The sequence below is a fragment of the Aequorivita xiaoshiensis genome (assembly GCF_022008395.1).
GTDB lineage: Bacteria > Bacteroidota > Bacteroidia > Flavobacteriales > Flavobacteriaceae > Aequorivita > Aequorivita xiaoshiensis.
This window is the reverse complement of record NZ_JAIRBB010000001.1, coordinates 185,361-202,302: the sequence shown is the minus strand read 5'-3', so window position 1 is coordinate 202,302 and position 16,942 is coordinate 185,361. Positions and strand designations below refer to the sequence as shown.

Annotated in this window: 19 protein-coding genes; 9 read left to right on the top strand and 10 right to left on the bottom strand. The window is 35.3% G+C overall.

Features of this window, described 5'->3' with window-relative positions; genetic code table 11:
- The gene (locus K8344_RS00935) at positions 1 to 396 is read left to right on the top strand and encodes an HIT family protein (protein ID WP_237606388.1); all 396 of its coding nucleotides are present in this window, start codon (positions 1 to 3) and stop codon (positions 394 to 396) included.
- Here the strand turns inward: K8344_RS00935 and K8344_RS00930 are convergent.
- Both K8344_RS00930 and K8344_RS00925 read right to left on the bottom strand, forming a co-directional pair.
- Entirely contained in the window at positions 391 to 738 is a 348-nt protein-coding gene (locus tag K8344_RS00930; protein WP_237606387.1) for a hypothetical protein, read from the bottom strand. The genes K8344_RS00935 and K8344_RS00930 overlap by 6 nt on opposite strands.
- 2 nt (positions 739 to 740) lie before the next feature.
- Positions 741 to 1,892 (bottom strand): sensor histidine kinase, encoded by a 1,152-nt coding sequence (locus K8344_RS00925; RefSeq protein WP_237606386.1) that lies wholly within the window; start codon positions 1,890 to 1,892, stop codon positions 741 to 743.
- A gap of 97 nt (positions 1,893 to 1,989) precedes the next feature.
- Here K8344_RS00925 and K8344_RS00920 point away from each other — a divergent pair, with 97 nt between their 5' ends.
- The 4 genes from K8344_RS00920 to K8344_RS00905 all read left to right on the top strand — a co-directional run bounded on the left by K8344_RS00920 (position 1,990) and on the right by K8344_RS00905 (position 4,535).
- The gene (locus K8344_RS00920; RefSeq protein WP_237606385.1) at positions 1,990 to 2,868 is read left to right on the top strand and encodes a flavin reductase family protein; all 879 of its coding nucleotides are present in this window, start codon (positions 1,990 to 1,992) and stop codon (positions 2,866 to 2,868) included.
- Positions 2,869 to 2,939: 71 nt separating this feature from the next.
- The gene (locus tag K8344_RS00915; RefSeq protein WP_237606384.1) at positions 2,940 to 3,320 is read left to right on the top strand and encodes a DUF3127 domain-containing protein; all 381 of its coding nucleotides are present in this window, start codon (positions 2,940 to 2,942) and stop codon (positions 3,318 to 3,320) included.
- Positions 3,321 to 3,415: 95 nt separating this feature from the next.
- Positions 3,416 to 4,060, top strand: a complete 645-nt coding sequence (gene aat / locus K8344_RS00910) for a leucyl/phenylalanyl-tRNA--protein transferase (protein WP_237606383.1) — start codon at positions 3,416 to 3,418, stop codon at positions 4,058 to 4,060.
- Between the two features lie 217 nt (positions 4,061 to 4,277).
- Positions 4,278 to 4,535, top strand: a complete 258-nt coding sequence (locus K8344_RS00905) for a hypothetical protein (RefSeq protein ID WP_237606382.1) — start codon at positions 4,278 to 4,280, stop codon at positions 4,533 to 4,535.
- Between the two features lie 4 nt (positions 4,536 to 4,539).
- Here the strand turns inward: K8344_RS00905 and K8344_RS00900 are convergent, their stop codons facing one another.
- From K8344_RS00900 to K8344_RS00875, 6 genes are all read right to left on the bottom strand, one after another.
- Entirely contained in the window at positions 4,540 to 5,109 is a 570-nt protein-coding gene (locus K8344_RS00900; RefSeq protein ID WP_237606381.1) for a DNA-3-methyladenine glycosylase I, read from the bottom strand.
- A 53-nt stretch (positions 5,110 to 5,162) separates the two neighbouring features.
- A complete protein-coding gene (locus K8344_RS00895; protein ID WP_237606380.1) occupies positions 5,163 to 5,891 on the bottom strand; it encodes a hypothetical protein in 729 nt (242 codons plus the stop codon).
- Between the two features lie 71 nt (positions 5,892 to 5,962).
- Positions 5,963 to 6,652, bottom strand: a complete 690-nt coding sequence (truB, locus tag K8344_RS00890) for a tRNA pseudouridine(55) synthase TruB (RefSeq protein WP_237606378.1) — start codon at positions 6,650 to 6,652, stop codon at positions 5,963 to 5,965.
- Positions 6,653 to 7,447 (bottom strand): undecaprenyl-diphosphate phosphatase, encoded by a 795-nt coding sequence (locus K8344_RS00885; RefSeq protein ID WP_237606377.1) that lies wholly within the window; start codon positions 7,445 to 7,447, stop codon positions 6,653 to 6,655.
- Positions 7,447 to 7,710 carry a DUF3098 domain-containing protein gene (locus tag K8344_RS00880; RefSeq protein ID WP_237606375.1) on the bottom strand — a complete coding sequence of 88 codons (264 nt, stop codon included), beginning with the start codon at positions 7,708 to 7,710 and terminating at the stop codon, positions 7,447 to 7,449. The genes K8344_RS00885 and K8344_RS00880 overlap by 1 nt, the downstream gene beginning before the upstream one ends.
- A 61-nt stretch (positions 7,711 to 7,771) precedes the next feature.
- Positions 7,772 to 8,650 carry a cell division protein FtsX gene (locus K8344_RS00875; protein WP_237606854.1) on the bottom strand — a complete coding sequence of 293 codons (879 nt, stop codon included), beginning with the start codon at positions 8,648 to 8,650 and terminating at the stop codon, positions 7,772 to 7,774.
- A gap of 153 nt (positions 8,651 to 8,803) precedes the next feature.
- Between K8344_RS00875 and leuS the strand changes: the two genes are divergently transcribed.
- Positions 8,804 to 11,683, top strand: coding sequence for a leucine--tRNA ligase (leuS, locus tag K8344_RS00870; RefSeq protein ID WP_237606374.1), 2,880 nt, complete (start codon positions 8,804 to 8,806; stop codon positions 11,681 to 11,683).
- A 129-nt stretch (positions 11,684 to 11,812) separates the two neighbouring features.
- Positions 11,813 to 12,502, top strand: a complete 690-nt coding sequence (locus K8344_RS00865; protein ID WP_237606373.1) for a zinc metallopeptidase — start codon at positions 11,813 to 11,815, stop codon at positions 12,500 to 12,502.
- Between the two features lie 74 nt (positions 12,503 to 12,576).
- Here K8344_RS00865 and K8344_RS00860 read toward each other — a convergent pair whose 3' ends face one another.
- Positions 12,577 to 13,950: a saccharopine dehydrogenase family protein gene (locus K8344_RS00860; RefSeq protein ID WP_237606372.1), complete on the bottom strand. Its 1,374-nt coding sequence runs from the start codon at positions 13,948 to 13,950 to the stop codon at positions 12,577 to 12,579.
- A 70-nt stretch (positions 13,951 to 14,020) separates the two neighbouring features.
- Between K8344_RS00860 and K8344_RS00855 the strand changes: the two genes are divergently transcribed.
- Positions 14,021 to 14,419, top strand: coding sequence for a DUF423 domain-containing protein (locus tag K8344_RS00855; RefSeq protein ID WP_237606371.1), 399 nt, complete (start codon positions 14,021 to 14,023; stop codon positions 14,417 to 14,419).
- Between the two features lie 70 nt (positions 14,420 to 14,489).
- Complete coding sequence (pckA, locus tag K8344_RS00850; protein ID WP_237606370.1) at positions 14,490 to 16,091, top strand: phosphoenolpyruvate carboxykinase (ATP); 1,602 nt, start codon at positions 14,490 to 14,492, stop codon at positions 16,089 to 16,091.
- A 73-nt stretch (positions 16,092 to 16,164) separates the two neighbouring features.
- On the opposite strand, the gene K8344_RS00845 is transcribed toward pckA, so the two are convergent.
- Positions 16,165 to 16,914 (bottom strand): uroporphyrinogen-III synthase, encoded by a 750-nt coding sequence (locus K8344_RS00845; protein ID WP_139853896.1) that lies wholly within the window; start codon positions 16,912 to 16,914, stop codon positions 16,165 to 16,167.
- Positions 16,915 to 16,942: the final 28 nt, after the last annotated feature.

Below are 16,942 nucleotides of genomic sequence, written 5' to 3'. Positions count from 1 at the left end.
ATGGCGTCAATTTTCACAAAAATCATTGAAGGAGAAATCCCAGCGTATAAAGTAGCAGAGGACGATAAGTTTATTGCTTTTTTGGATATAAACCCCAACTCCAAAGGGCATACCCTTTGTGTACCAAAAGAAGAAATTGACAAGATATTCGACATGGGCGAACATATGTATCTACAACTGATGCAATTTTCTCGTAAAGTTGCTCATGCTATAGAAAAATCTGTTTCTTGTAATCGCGTGGGCATGGCAGTTGTTGGCCTTGAAGTACCACATGTTCACGTACATCTTATCCCTTTAAATGAAATGGATGACATGCGTTTTACCAAAAAAATAGATATGAAGGATGAGGAGTTTAAAGCATTAGCAGCTAAAATTGCTGAAAATTTAAATTCATAAAGCGTTCATCAAAAAGTAAATACTCAGGGCAATTAAGATAATTGCTGCAATTAGTACAATATAGAATAGCGGTTTTACCTGTAAATTATGTTTATTGGTTTCCGCTATTTTTTTATTGTATTCATAAACCCGTTCAATGTCTTCAGTCCAATTAACTGGATAAATTATGGTTGTACATGTATGGCAATAGAGTTTTTCCTCAATTTGTTTTACGGGCTTTTTATAAAACAGCGTTTCTATTTCATCTTGAAAAAATGTAAATTCAAGACCATCTGTCCCAAAACAATTTGGACAATTATTTTTAGAACGTGCAGTATGCAGCGTATAGGTTTTTGTCGACATTTTTAAACGTTAGTTTTAAGAGCAATTTCCATAGTAGTTCCTTCATTAGGAACACTTTTCGACACACGAATTTTTCCTTTGTGGTATTCCTCAATTATACGTTTTGCAAGTGATAATCCCAAGCCCCAACCGCGTTTTTTTGTAGTATGTCCAGGTGTGAATATTCTTCTGAACTCACTTTTGGTAAGTCCTTTTCCTGTATCAGAAATATGTACATAAGCAAATCTGGAGTTTTGCGCTATAGAAATGCTAATCTTGCCTTTTCCACGCATTGCATCTATCCCATTTTTAACTAAATTTTCAATAGTCCAGCTGTATAGTTGGGGATTCATTTGAACGTATATTGGTGTTTCAGGAATATCCAATTGAAATTCTATAAGCTTTGAAGAACGCTTTTGTAAATATTCAAACGTTGTTTTTGTTTCTTCAACTAAATCGTGTTTTTCCAATTTTGGAACGGACCCAATTTTTGAAAATCTATCTGTTATCTTTTCAAGCCTTGAAATATCTTTTTCCATTTCAGTAATATACTCTGGATTTACATTTTCAGTTTTAAGAATTTCAGTCCACCCTACCAAAGATGAAAGCGGGGTGCCAATTTGGTGTGCCGTTTCCTTTGCCATTCCGGCCCAGAGCCTGTTCTGTTCGGCAGATTTTGAGGTTTTGTAAAAAAGATAAACGGCTAAAATGAAAAGAAAGATAATTAAAATTAAAAAAGCTGGATAATACTTTAATTTATTAATAACTGGTGAGTTGCCGTAATAAATTGTGGCAAGTAGATTGTTTTCATTTCGAATCTCTATTGGAGTGTATTCCGAAGAAAATTGCTTGATTAACTTTTCCTTTTTATCTCGCGTATTTATATCGTTTGGATCAATATTTCTATCGGAATATATATCTTCTTTATGAGTATATAATATCATTGGAGTAGTAACATTTCCTTGGATAATCGTAAGGATTACATCTCCAACAGGAGTATCAAGACTGTTTTTTTGAAGAAAATCATTATATGCAGCAGCCCATATTTCCATTTTAGCGCGCTCATTTTCTTTAAGTTGATTAAAGAAAATATAGGTGTTCCATAAAATAAGCCCCACTATAAACACTGAAGCAATAATAAAAGCCCAACGTGAAAACGTTTTTTTCTGAAGCATAAAGTAAATTTTACCTGAATAAATATAAAGCAAATATGTTGATATTATTGTACAATCAAGTTTTTACAAGCTATAATCTTTGATACCTTTGCATTCTATGATTTCTATAGAACCACACGAATTATCAACAGCAAAATTACACGGTTACCTTTTAGGGGCTGTGTCTCCAAGGCCAATATGCTTTGCAAGTACAATCGATAGCGAAGGAAATGTAAATCTTTCGCCATTTAGTTTTTTTAATGTTTTTAGTGCCAAACCCCCTATATTAGTGTTTTCACCGGCAAGAAGAGGGCGTGATAACACTACTAAACACACTTACGAAAATGTTTTAGAAATTCCAGAAGTGGTCATAAACATTGTAAGTTATGATATGGTGCAGCAAGTGTCACTTTCTTCTACAGAGTACGACAAGGGTGTTAACGAATTTATTAAAGCCGGATTTACCGAAGAGGCTTCAGATTTAATTACACCTCCTCGTGTTGCTGAGGCACCAGTGCAATTAGAGTGTAAAGTAAACGACGTAATTTCACTCGGAAAAGAGGGTGGAGCTGGTAACTTGGTTATATGTGAAGTTGTAAAACTTCATATTAAAGAAAACATTCTTGACAACAACGGAGCTATCGATCCATTTAAGATTGATGCAGTTTCTCGACTTGGAGGAAATTGGTATAGTCGCGCTAAAAACGGACTCTTTGAAGTGCCAAAACCATTGAGAACCCTAGGAATAGGAGTAGATAAGCTACCTGAAGCTATAAGAAACAGCAAAGTATTGACTGGTAATGACTTAGGGATGCTTGGTAACGTTGAAAGTTTTCCAAATACAGAAGAAATTCGTACTTTTATAGATTCTTCAGCAGAACTAAAAGATTTAATATCTTCAAACCAAATTGAAGCAATTCATAAAAGAGCTCACGAGTTCTTAAGTGAAGGGAATGTTAGCGAAGCTTGGAAACTTTTGCTAGGAAATCAGCCATAAAAGTAGCCTTTTTGTAAAGGAGAATAGCATTAAAAATTAAAAATACCAATAACACAGTAACATAATTACGGATGGAATTACAAGGAAAGATAAAATTAATAGACGAAACTAAAACCTTTGGAAACAATGGGTTTAGAAAGCGCGAAATGGTGATAACTACTGAAGAGCAGTACCCACAGACTATAATGATAGAGTTTGTTCAAGACAAAACTGATTTGCTAAATGCATACAAAGTTGGACAAAATGTTAAAGTTAGCATCAATATTCGTGGTCGTGAATGGGTAAATCCTCAAGGAGAAACTAAGTATTTCAATAGTATTCAAGGCTGGCGAATTGAGAATTTATCACAAGCTGCACCTGATGCCCCAGGAATGCCTCCAATGCCACCTGCAGATGCTTTTGAGCCTGCAAATAATTTTAAAGAAGAAGATCACGACGATCTTCCTTTTTAAAATACTTTTTTAAAAAACAGTATAAAACATATTAACCTCGATGCGTATTAAACGTTTCGAGGTTTTTTATGAAACATATTTAGCAATTTTGAACAATGCATTTCTTAACTGAAAAACTTTGGTTTCCAAATATAGAAGAAGCAACGTTGGATGGGCTACTCGCTATTGGTGGTGATCTTTCTACCGAACGATTATTACTAGCATATAATTCTGGTATTTTCCCTTGGTATGAAGATGGTCAACCAGTGCTTTGGTGGAGTCCAAATCCAAGAATGGTTCTAAAGCCAAATAAGTTTAAAATGTCTAAAAGCCTGAGAAAAACCATTAGAGACAAAAAATTTACAATTACTTTCAATAAAGATTTTAAATCTGTTATTTCATACTGCGCTTCTGTTCCAAGAAAGGGTCAAAATGGCACTTGGATAACCAAAGAGATGCAACAAGCATATATAGCATTGCACAATACAGGTAACGCTGTTTCTGTTGAGGTTTGGAAAGACAATAAGTTAGTGGGTGGTCTATACGGAATAGACCTTCCAAATAAGAAAGTATTTTGTGGTGAAAGCATGTTTAGCCTGGTGAGTGATGCTTCTAAAGTTGCTTTTTATCACCTTACTGAATTTGTAAAAGCAAAAGATTATAAATTAATCGACTGTCAGATCTATAATGAACACTTAGAAAGTTTAGGCGCAGAAGAGATGGAAAGAGCCGATTTTTTAAGGATCCTTGACTCTAAGTAGATGATTTTTGTGTTAAATAAACCAATGACGTCGGTTAATTGCTTTATTTTCAGTTTTTTTGTGGGAGAATAATCCGAACTATTACTATTTAATATAAGATTATTTGTTATAAACCATATTCCCCACATCTTCAATGATTTTAAAGCAAATATTTTTTACTGTTCTTTTTATTTCCTGTGTCTCAACCATTTCCTATTCTCAAACTAACACTAAGGTTATGGATGTAAATAAGGACATTGATGTAGTTCGAGTTTATGAGCAAGTAGTGCGCGAAGGGTACGGAACACCGTTTATTTATAGGCATTTAGCAGTAGCTTATTACTATAATAGCGAATATTCCAAAGCAATTACTTGGTTTCAAAAACTATTTTCTGTTGAGAAAAACACAGATCCTGAATTAGATTTACAGTATCGTCAAGCTCTGAAAGCAGTTGCAGCAGCAGATTTATTGAAGTCTAAGAAGAATATTTATTAGAAAATTAAACTTGTTGATACCGGAAGCAATCAGTTATATGATCGTTTACCATCCCTACCGCTTGCATATATGCATAAACTACAGTACTTCCCATAAATTTAAAACCTCTTTTCTTTAAATCTTTACTTATAGCATCACTTATTGAGGTGGTTGGAGGAACATCTTTGTGGTTTTTCCAACTGTTTTTAATCGGTGTATTGTCAGTAAACCTCCAAATATAATTACTGAAGCTTCCAAATTCATTTTGAATTTTCATAAAAGCCTTGGCGTTGGACACAGCAGAATTTACCTTCAATTTATTTCGAATTATCCCACGGTTTTGAAGTAATTCGTCAATTTTATTCTGATCGTATTTGGCTATTTTCTTGTAATTGAAATTATCAAAAGCCATCCTGAAATTTTCTCTTTTTCGAAGAACAGTAATCCAACTTAATCCCGCTTGAAAGCTTTCGAGGATAAGAAATTCAAACAGTATTTTGTCATCCTTAACTGGCACTCCCCATTCTTCGTCGTGATACTTTATATACAACGGATCGGTGCCACACCAAGCACAGCGTTTTTTATTATTATCCATAAGTTGATTTTTTAGATAAAAACTACCAATTAAAACTTCGTTAAGGGGACAATTTATTGTTGTCCAGGAAAATTGAAAGTTATTGTACCCAATTGCTTTTCTTTTGAAGCGTCGGTTGTAAAACGAGCTTGCTTTGAATAATCAAGAGCGGCATCTATCAAACATTGATTGGAAGTTGTTGATGCTGATTTGTTGTAGGAGTTTTTTACAACTTTCCCGAGATTATTTACCTCAATATTTATCACCACCTTTCCATAACCATAGCAAGTATAAACAGGGTTAGGTAAATCTATTTCTTGGCGGTTTACCAATCGGTAACTAATGGTGGTGTTTCTATTGCCACCTTTTACAACAGCCTCACCTTTATCATTACTGTCGCTATTTGAAAACTTTGTTTTTTTCTCTGTTTCAGGTTTAGAAACTTTAGTTGCTATATTCCCGTTCAAGCTGTTTTTAGAATTCTCTAAAGCTTCTTGCATTTCCTGAAGTTTGCCTTCGGTTGTTTCAGTTAATTCTCGATCTTCACTTTCAAAAGGAGATTTATATTTTTCTGCCTCATTAAAAGCTTTGTTTGTTTCAATTCTACTAACCTCTGGAGTCAACTGTGCGATTTCTTCTTCTTTTTCTTCAGGCAATACCTCCTCTGCCATTTCAACCTCATAGGTATCATAATTGAGTTCTTCCTTCTGCTTTGAAAGTTTTATACTAAATAAAAATAGCACTAGACTTCCTGTAAGAAGTGAAGTTATTAAGAAAGCTTTATATGAATAATTTAAATTCATTTATGCAAGTACTGAAATTTTATACAAAATTCCACAAAACACTTGAAAATTAGGGTACTATTAGAGATATTTTAACTAGGAAGCGAAGTTTCGAAGTCTGAGATGCTTATAGCATTGGCTACAGAAAAATCACCAATCTTCGTTCTGCGCAATGCAGATAGATGAGCACCATTGTTAAGAGCCTTGCCAAAATCGTTAGCTAGAGACCGGATGTAAGTGCCTTTACTGCAAACCACTCTAAAGTCTATATTCGGGAGGTCTATTCTTGTTATTTCAAACTCTGAAATTGTTATTTTTCTAAAAGGAATTTCAACTTCCTCGCCATTTCTAGCAAATTCATAAAGACGTTTTCCGTCTTTCTTCAAGGCTGAAAATACTGGAGGTTGCTGCTTAATTTCACCTATAAATTGCTTAGTTGCCTCGTGTATTTGTTCTGAAGTGATTCCGGAAATATCGAAATTCTTGTTTATTTCAGTTTCTAAGTCGTAGCTGGGTGTAGTAGCTCCTAGAGTGAAAGTCCCTGTGTACTCTTTTTCTTGAGCTTGAAAAGTGTCAATTTTCTTTGTAAATTTCCCCGAACAAATTATTAACAGCCCAGTTGCTAACGGGTCTAAAGTACCGGCATGACCGACTTTAATTTTCTTAAATCCGAAAGATTTTTTAATTAACCAACGCACTTTGTTTACCGCTTGAAATGATGTCCATTCCAGTGGCTTGTCAATTAATATCACTTGGCCTTCTTTATAATCTTCTCCTGTCATTTATAAATATAAGCTGGTTACTATTGCAATAATACCAACTATCACACAGTAGATTGAAAAATAACGTAGTTTACTCTTTTTAACTAAGGATATCATCCAAGTACAAGCTATAAGCCCGCAGATAAACGCTGCAATAAATCCGACACTTAAAGTTCCGAAATTAGTGCTTTGCGTTGTAATATCGCCGCTTAATAGATCCTTTGCAATTTTCCCAAAAATTAATGGAACAACCATTAAAAATGAAAATCTAGCGGCTTTAGACTTGTCGTTTCCTAATAAAACTGAAGTAGAGATTGTAGCCCCACTACGAGATATACCGGGTAGCATAGCAATTGCTTGAGCAACTCCAATAATAATTGAGTCTTTGAATGTTACAGGTTTTCCAGTGTTTTTAGCAAGATCGGCGAACCATAAAAGTACTGCTGTAACAATTAGCATAGCCCCTACAAAAGCAATACTTCCGCCAAAAAATGATTCTAATTCTTTTTCAAAAAGTAAGCCGATTACAACAGCTGGAATCATTGAAAGAACAATTTTTGTTATGAATTGAGTTTCTTCGTTCCATTGAAATTTAAATAGCCCTGAAACAATTTCAATGATATCTTTTCTAAACACCACAATAGTGCTTAAAGCCGTAGCGAAGTGAAGAATAACAGTAAAAAGTAAACTTTCTTCAGGAACTGATGTATCCCCTAATATTGCTTTTCCTAATTCAAGATGTCCACTTGAAGAAACAGGTAAAAATTCAGTAAATCCTTGGATTGCTCCAAGAATAATTGCGTCTAGATAATCCACTAATTCTGGTCTTTGGTATCAGGTTTTAATAATATGGCGTAAACTTCTATTGCAAATCCTATTAGGACTAAGGCAGGAGCTAAACGGATTCTTCTCCAACTATAAATTTCGGGATTAAAAACATTTGGGTCATCACTTCCACCGCCAGTCATTAAAATAAATCCCAATGCGATAAATGCAATGCCAATAAGCATAAACATGTAATTTTTACGTTCAAACACAAAGTCTGGCTTAAACCCTTCTTTATTCTTTTTCTCTCCCATTTTTAAAAATTTTTAATTTTCACTCTCACTCTCACTCTCACTCATCACTCATCACTCATCGCTAATAATACAAATCGTCAGTTCTTAAGTTTAAGAATCGTTGCGTAGCAATAAAAGTGCTTATCCAAGTAATTAAGACTCCCATCAAAAAGATGAAGACGAATAAACTTGCTAGCATAATTTTATCGCCTAATAGTTGAAGTTGTGGGAAGCTTTCGTTTAAGTAATACAGCACCAATCCCATTCCAATCATAGCTACAATGGCACCAATAACTCCTAAACGTACACTTTTCCATACAAATGGCTTCCGAATAAACTTTTTGGTAGCACCTACCATTTGCATTGTTTTAATTGTAAACCTCTTTGCGTAAATACTTAGACGAATGCTGCTATTTATTAGTAAAACTGCTATAAATGTAAAAATACCGCTAATCACTAAAATCCAAAAGCTGATGCGCTTTACGTTGTCGGTAAGTTGTGCGATTAAGGGTTTGTCGTATATAACATCGTCTACAAAACCTTTTTCTTTCAGCTCTGTAGTGATTTCTTCCATTTTTTGTGGCGTCACGTAATCGGCTAAAATGTAAACGTCAATACTATTTTGAAGTGGGTTTTCGCCCAAATATTCTATAAAATTCTCACCTAAAGTCTCTTGGTGTTCCTTGGCAGCGTCTTCTTTTGAAACAAATTCAGCGCTTTTGGTATACTCTGCCAAAGCCAAACTTTGTTTGAGCTGAGTAATTTCAACTTCTTTGGCGCTGTCTTTAAGGAAGACAGTAATTGCAATCTGTTCTTTAAAGTAGTCTGCTACTTTTTTAGAATTTAAAACTAACAATCCCAGTAATCCCAATAGAAATAGCACTAGTGATATACTAATTACTACTGAAAAGTAGGAAGAAATCAATCTGCGTTTTTGATATTTTTCAAAAGAAGCACTCATAGGGTTTGTAGAATTTTGCCGTAAAAATACAAGTAATTTTGCATCTTGCACTAAACAACGTTTAAAGTTTTGACTTTCGTACAATAGCAGTAAATTTGTGCCCAATCTCCTGAACATAAACAAGGGGCTATTTTTTTACTTGAAACTAATAGAATGAGCAAATATCACTTCAACGAAATAGAAACAAAGTGGCAAGAATATTGGGCCAAAAACCAAACTTTTAAAGCTGAAAATAGCAGTGGAAAGCCAAAATACTATGTTTTGGATATGTTTCCTTATCCTTCTGGAGCTGGACTTCACGTAGGACATCCGCTTGGTTATATTGCTAGTGATGTTTACTCGAGATTTAAGCGTCATCAAGGTTTTAACGTCTTGCACCCGATGGGGTATGATTCTTTCGGACTTCCGGCAGAACAGTATGCAATTCAAACAGGACAACATCCAGCGGAAACAACAAAGGTGAATATTGAAGGAGGAGTTGATAAAAATGGAAATGAAATTGAAGGCTACCGAAAACAATTAGATAGAATTGGCTTTTCATTCGATTGGAGTCGTGAAGTTCGTACTTCCAACCCTGAATATTACAAATGGACACAATGGATTTTCTTACAACTTTTTGAAAGCTGGTATGATAACGATGTGGACAAAGCCCGTTCTATCGAAGCATTACAAGATGTGTTTTCTGCTGAAGGAAACAAGAATGTAAATGCAGTTTGTGACGAAGATGTTGAGATTTTCACTTCAGAACAATGGAAAGAGTTTTCTGAAACTAAGAAACAAGAAATCCTTTTAAAATACAGGCTTACATATTTAGCTGAAACAGAAGTAAATTGGTGTCCTGAGTTAGGGACTGTTTTGGCGAATGACGAAATTGTAAATGGTGTTTCTGAACGCGGAGGGTATCCAGTAGTTCGAAAAAAGATGAAGCAGTGGAGTATGCGAATTACTGCATATGCACAACGCTTGTTAGACGGTCTTAAGGATATCGATTGGCCACAGCCTTTAAAAGATTCTCAAACCAATTGGATTGGGAGAAGTAAAGGAGCTTCTGTTAAGTTTAAGGTTATGAGTTCAGGGTCAGGAGAAAACTCACAATTTGAAATCCCAGTGTTTACAACTCGTCCCGATACAATTTTCGGTGTGAGTTTTATGGTATTGGCGCCTGAACACGAATTAGTTTCAAAAATTACGACTGCTAAACAAAAAGAAGCAGTTGAAAATTACATAGCTGTTACAGCAAAACGCAGTGAACGTGAGCGTATGGCAGATGTAAAAACCATCACAGGAGTTTTTACAGGAGCTTATGCAAAACATCCATTTTCAGAGGAGGCAATTCCTATTTGGATTGGGGATTATGTATTGGCTGGATACGGTACTGGCGCTGTAATGAGTGTCCCATGTGGAGACCAACGTGATTACGATTTCGCGAAACACTTCAACTTACCGATTCCGAATATTTTTAAAGGGGTAGATATTTCAGAGGAAGCGTATTCCGATAAAGAAAATACAGTTATCACAAATAGTGATTTCTTAAACGACTTAAATTATAAACAAGCAACAGAAAAAATCATCGCCGCTTTAGAAGATAAAGGAGTAGGTGAAGGTAAAATTAACTACCGTTTACGCGATGCAGTTTTTAGCCGACAAAGATATTGGGGAGAGCCATTCCCTATTTACTACAAAGATGGAATGCCGCAAGCAGTACCAACTGAATGCTTACCGCTGCACCTTCCTGAAGTTGAAAAATATCTGCCAACCGAAGAAGGCGAGCCGCCTTTAGGACGAGCTGAGAATTGGGCTTGGGATACAGAAAGATCTGCTGTGGTTAGTATTAAACTTGTAGATAATAAAACTATTTTCCCTCTTGAGTTGAATACTATGCCTGGGTGGGCCGGGAGTAGCTGGTACTTTTTCCGTTATATGGAAGATGCCAAACGCAACGAGGTTTTCGCATCTAAAGAAGCTATGGATTACTGGCAAAATGTAGACTTGTATATAGGGGGTAGCGAACACGCAACAGGACATTTATTATACAGTCGCTTTTGGGTGAAGTTTATGAAGGATCGCGGATTGGTGCCTGTAGAAGAACCATTTAAAAAGCTTATTAACCAAGGAATGATTTTGGGTGAAAGTGCTTTTGTTCATAGAATCGAAGGGGAAAACAGATTTGTTACTGCTTCCTTGGCAAAGGATTATCAAACACAGTCAATTCACGCAGATGTTTCACTAGTAAACATTCAAAACGAATTGAATATCAATGCTTTTAAAAATTGGCGTGAAGAGTTCAAAAATGCAGAATTTATAACTGAGGAAGATGGGACTTTCAAAGTTTCTCGAGAGGTAGAGAAAATGTCTAAGTCTAAATACAATGTAGTTAATCCCGATGATATTTGCGAGCAGTACGGAGCTGATACATTAAGGATGTACGAAATGTTTCTCGGACCTCTAGAACAAGCAAAACCTTGGAATACTGCAGGAATTACAGGAGTACACGGTTTCCTTAAAAAATTGTGGAAACTGTATCACTCTGGTGCAGATGAGAGTTTTAATGTTTCTGAAGATGCAGCGTCAAAAGACAGTATGAAAACCCTGCATAAAACAATAAAGAAAGTAGAAGAAGACATTGAAAGCTTTAGTTTTAATACTTCAGTTTCATCTTTTATGATTGCGGTGAATGAGCTTTCAGCCCAAAAATGTAATTCTAGAGAAGTATTAGAACCTTTAGCTGTTCTAATTTCACCTTATGCCCCACATATTGCAGAAGAGCTTTGGAGTAAATTAGGTCATTCTGAAAGTATTGCTACAGTATCCTTTCCAAAATTTGATGAAAAACATTTGGTTGAAAGCAGTAAAGAGTATCCTATATCATTTAATGGTAAAATGCGCTTTACCTTAGAGCTTTCTTTAGATTTAACGAAAGACGAAATAGAATCTGCCGTAATGTCACACGAGAAAACAGCTCAATATTTAGAGGGTCGTACGCCTAAAAAGGTGATAATTGTACCTGGAAAAATTGTAAATATTGTAGGATAATTTTTTGCACGTTTTTTGATATATTGTTTTTGAAAACTTTGTGTCTTGTAGAATTACGAAGTAGATTTACAAAGCACAAGTAATAAAAGTTATAGAAAAAGAAATAAACAAACCTAAAACATTAAAGTTATGATGGGATATTATGTAATTGCTGGCCTTATCTTTTTGGTAAGCTGGTATGTTAGCAATAAACTAAAAAGTAAGTTTAAAAAATATAGCAAGATTCATCTTCAAAATGGGATGAGCGGTAAAGAAATCGCTGAAAAAATGCTTGCCGATAATGGAATTACAGATGTAAGAGTTATCTCGGTTGCGGGACAGTTAACAGATCACTACAATCCGGCAGATAAAACAATTAATCTAAGTGAACCAGTTTATATGCAACGGAATGCGGCGGCTGCGGCTGTAGCTGCTCATGAATGCGGTCACGCGGTACAACATGCTACAGCATATAGTTGGTTGCAACTACGTTCTAAAATTGTTCCCGCTGTAAGTGTTTCTAGTAAATTATCCAATTTTGTGATTATGGCTGGGCTAATTTTATTTGCCACTGGTTCTGCTTTAGGAACTTGGGTGTTTGGGATTGGTATAGCCTTATTTGCAGTGACTACTGCCTTTGCATTTATTACACTTCCGGTGGAATTTGACGCTAGTAAAAGAGCTTTAGTTTGGTTGGAAACTAATAATATGGTCACGCCACAAGAACACGAAGGTGCAAAAGATGCTTTAAAATGGGCGGCTAGAACTTATGTAGTAGCTGCAATTGGGTCTTTAGCAACCTTGTTATATTTTATCTCAATATTTCTTAATAGAGATTAATATCAAACTATATATAAATAATAAAAGCCTGCAGAAATGCAGGCTTTTATGCTTTATAGCTTTAGATTAAGTGATTATCCTAAATGAAGGTTTTCTGGGTTATAACCTAAATATTTCACTTCTTCCTCCTTAAAAATTACACCGTGATCCTCAAGTTCTTTTAAGATTGGTTCATAAACCTCTTTAGCAATAGGGCGCTGAACTCCAGGTGTAGTAATTTCACCGTTAAGAATTTTTATGGCGGCGATGGCAACAGGTAATCCTACTGTCTTTGCCATGGCGGTATGAGTTTGATCTTCACCAATTAAAGTCATATGACTGTCAATTTGATGCTTTTCCCCATTTAGTTCATAACCAAACTTGTGGTACATTACAATCATATCTTTATCTTCTTCAGATAAAGTCCATTTTTCCTCCAATATTTTTTGAAGAGCCATGGCAGGGGTAGCATTCTTAATACCAATAGTTTTCTTATCGTTGAAAATGTCTAATTCCTCAAGTTTTTCCCACATTAAATCGTCTTGATCGATTTTTAATGCATAGCGAAGCTTAAGTTCAACTGAATCTGTTGGAGAATAAGCTAAGAATAAATTCACGAAATCACGATACGTTAAGTTTTCAGAGTCTGGGATGGTGTAAGTGTCATCTGTCATTCCAAGTTGAACAAACATATTCCAAGCTTTGCTAAATCCAACTCTTCTTATAGTTCCGCGATATAAAGTAAGAATATCTTCAAGTCCATAAACAGATTGATATTGCAGTGAGTTTCTGTTTGCCAACACCTCAAATTTTCCATAGCCTTCAATATTGATAAATTCGGTTCTACGGAAAAGTCTGTGATAAGGAATGTATTTATACTTTCCTTCCTGAATAAATTCAGCCGCGCCACCTTGACCAGCTAAAACTACATTTCTCGGATTCCAAGTAAATTTATAATTCCACAGGTTATCATCACTTTCTGGAGCAATTAATCCACCGCAAAACGATTCAAAAAGAAGCATTTTACCACCTTTTGCTCTAATTCTGTCTATTATTTGCATCGCACTCATATGGTCAACACCAGGGTCAAGACCTATTTCATTCATAAAAATTAGACCTTTTGCCTCAGCTTTAGGGTTAAGAGCTTGCATTTCTTTGCTCACATATGAAGCAGTAACCATATTTTTTCCAAGCGCTAAACAGTCTTTAGCTACTTCTATATGATAGCGAGCTGGTAACATTGAGATTACTATATCACTGTTTTTTACAGCTTCTTTTCGTTGTGCGTCATTAAAAACATCTAGTAATATCCCTTTTGCATTTGGGTGATTTTGAATTAACTTCTTTGCAGATTGTACTGAAATGTCACCAATGGTTATAAAAAGATTTTCTTCTTCACTTTTGTCTAGCAAATACCGAATTAAACTTGTTGCTGATCTTCCTGCACCTATTATTAATATGTTTCTCATTGGGAGAGTTTTTTTGTTAACTTTGAAGTTTATTTAAGAAGGACGAAATTACTAATTCCAAATTTTAAAAATGACAGTTTTTGATAAAAATGTAGCTGCAACAGCCTCGATCATTTTAGCGATTACCATTGGTATTGGAGCATTCGGAGCGCATAGTTTAAAGGAAGTGTTAAATTCATCATCTCTCATAACTTTTGAAGTTGGAGTGCGTTATCAAATGTATCATGGCCTTGCAATTTTATTTTTAGGACTAGTTCCTTTAATACCGCAGCAGCTAAAAAAGAAAATATTTTGGTTATTTATTACGGGCATTATATTTTTCTCAGGGTCTATATATTTATTGTCTATGAATGAAATTCTATCATTTGATACATCGGTTATAGGTTTTATTACTCCTATTGGTGGTTTAATGTTTATGGTAGGCTGGATTTTGTTAGCATTTGGAATTTTAACGTTAAAGAAGCGATAAATTTATTTTAAATTCAGAAGTCTGTATAAGAATTGTTATTTTTGTACACTTCAAAAAACTAAAACAAGTTATGGTGGGTAATAACCAAACTAAAAAAACGATTTCCATAGATGAATATGGAATCAAAAACGCAAATGTTAAGTATCAACTTTCATCTCAAGAACTTCACGAGGAAACTTTACAAAAGGGCCAGGGGAAGGAATCTAGCACGGGTGCCCTAGCTGTTAATACTGGGGAATTCACAGGGAGATCTCCAAAAGACAGGTTTATTGTAAAAGACGATGTAACTCGTGATAAAGTATGGTGGGGAAATATAAATATTCCATTTCCACCAAGTATGTTTGACGCGCTTTACGACAAGGTTACAGATTACCTTTCTGGTAAAGATGTATATGTTCGCGATAGCTATGCTTGTGCAGAAGAAGATTACAAACTTAACATCCGTGTAATTACTGAGACTCCATGGTCTAATATGTTTGCTCACAATATGTTTCTTCGTCCTACAGATGAAGAACTTGCTAGCTTTGATCCAGAGTGGTTAATTGTAAATGCACCAGGATTTATGGCAGACCCTGAAGTTGATGGAACACGTCAGCACAATTTTGCTATCTTAAACTTTACAAAAAAGATTGCACTTATTGGTGGTACTGGGTACACAGGTGAAATTAAGAAGGGGATTTTCTCTGCTCTTAACTTTATACTTCCTGTTTACAAAAATACCATGCCAATGCACTGTTCTGCCAATGTAGGAGAAGATGGTGAAACAGCTATTTTCTTTGGTCTTTCAGGAACAGGAAAAACTACACTTTCTGCAGATCCAGAGCGCAGATTGATTGGTGATGATGAGCACGGTTGGACAGCAGATAACAAGATCTTCAACTTTGAAGGTGGATGTTACGCAAAGGTTATTAACCTTTCTCAAGAAAACGAACCAGATATTTACAACGCAATTAAGCCTGGGGCTATTCTAGAAAACGTTGTGATGAATGATAAAGGCGAAGTAGATTTTGCCGATACAACTATCACACAAAACACGCGTGTAAGTTATCCTATTTACCATATTAATAATATTCAGAAGCCTTCTATGGGTGAAAACCCGAAGAATATTTTCTTCTTAACGGCTGATGCTTTTGGTGTTTTACCTCCAATTTCAAAATTAACTCCAGGACAAGCTGCTTACCACTTTATTAGTGGATACACTGCAAAGGTTGCTGGTACTGAAGAAGGGATTAACGAGCCAACACCGAGCTTCTCAGCTTGTTTTGGTGCGCCTTTTATGCCACTTCACCCTACAGAATATGCAGAAATGTTAAGTAAGAAGATGAAGGATTCTGGTGTGAATGTTTGGTTGATAAACACTGGATGGACTGGTGGTCCTTACGGAGTTGGAAACAGAATGAAATTAAAGTACACTCGTGCAATGATTGCTGCAGCACTAGAAGGTGAATTAAAAGGTGTTGAGTTTGAAAAACATCCAATCTTCAACTTAATGATGCCTAAATCTTGCCCTAATGTGCCTTCTGAAATCTTAAATCCGAAAGATACTTGGAAGAACAAAAAAGCTTATGATATTCAGGCTAAAGAACTTTCAAATTCATTTAAAGAGAACTTCTCAAAGTTCGAAGCCTATGCTAATGATGAGATTTTATCAGGTGCTCCAGCTTCAGAATAACTATTGAAATATACAGATACAAAAAAGGCTTACCATTTGGTAAGCCTTTTTTTTGCAATTAATCGAAGTAATACTATTTCTTATTATTAACTTCTTTTATATATTTCTCCAATGCCATAGTCATAGATGGTGTTTCAGGTGTTGGAGCTTGTATGTCTACGCGTAAGCCTAACTCAGTAGCCGCTTTTACTGTAGTATTCCCGAAAACAGCAATACGAGTGTTGTTTTGCTTAAAATCTGGGAAGTTTTCGAATAATGATTCTATTCCGCTAGGGCTAAAGAATACCAAGATATCGTAATAAACATCGCGAAGATTAGATAAATCGCTAATTACTGTTTTGTAAAAAGTTGCTTCTTTCCAATCTACTTTAAGTTCATTTAGAACCGCTGGCACTTCAGGTTTTAATTTGTCTGATGTAGGTAATAAGAATTTTTCATTCTTATACTTCTTAATAAGAGGAGCTAGTTCTTGAAAAGTTCTTTGACCAACATATATTTTTCTCTTTCTATAAACCACATATTTTTGTAGGTAGTAGGCTACCGCCTCACTCTGACAAAAATATTTCATAGAATCTGGAACTTTGAATCTAAGCTCTTCTGCAATACGAAAAAAATGATCTACAGAATTTCGACTTGTAAGAATTAAAGCCGTGTATTTTGTAAGATCAACCTTTTGAGTGCGGACTTCTTTACTAGAAACGCCTTCAACGTGAATGAAAGGAACGAAATCTATTTTTACCTTTTGCCTCTCAATAAGGTCAAAATAAGGCGAGTTTTCAATTTTAGGCTCAGGCTGGGAAACCAAAATAGTTTTCACTTTCATAAGGAATTACGATTTTTTAATGAGACAA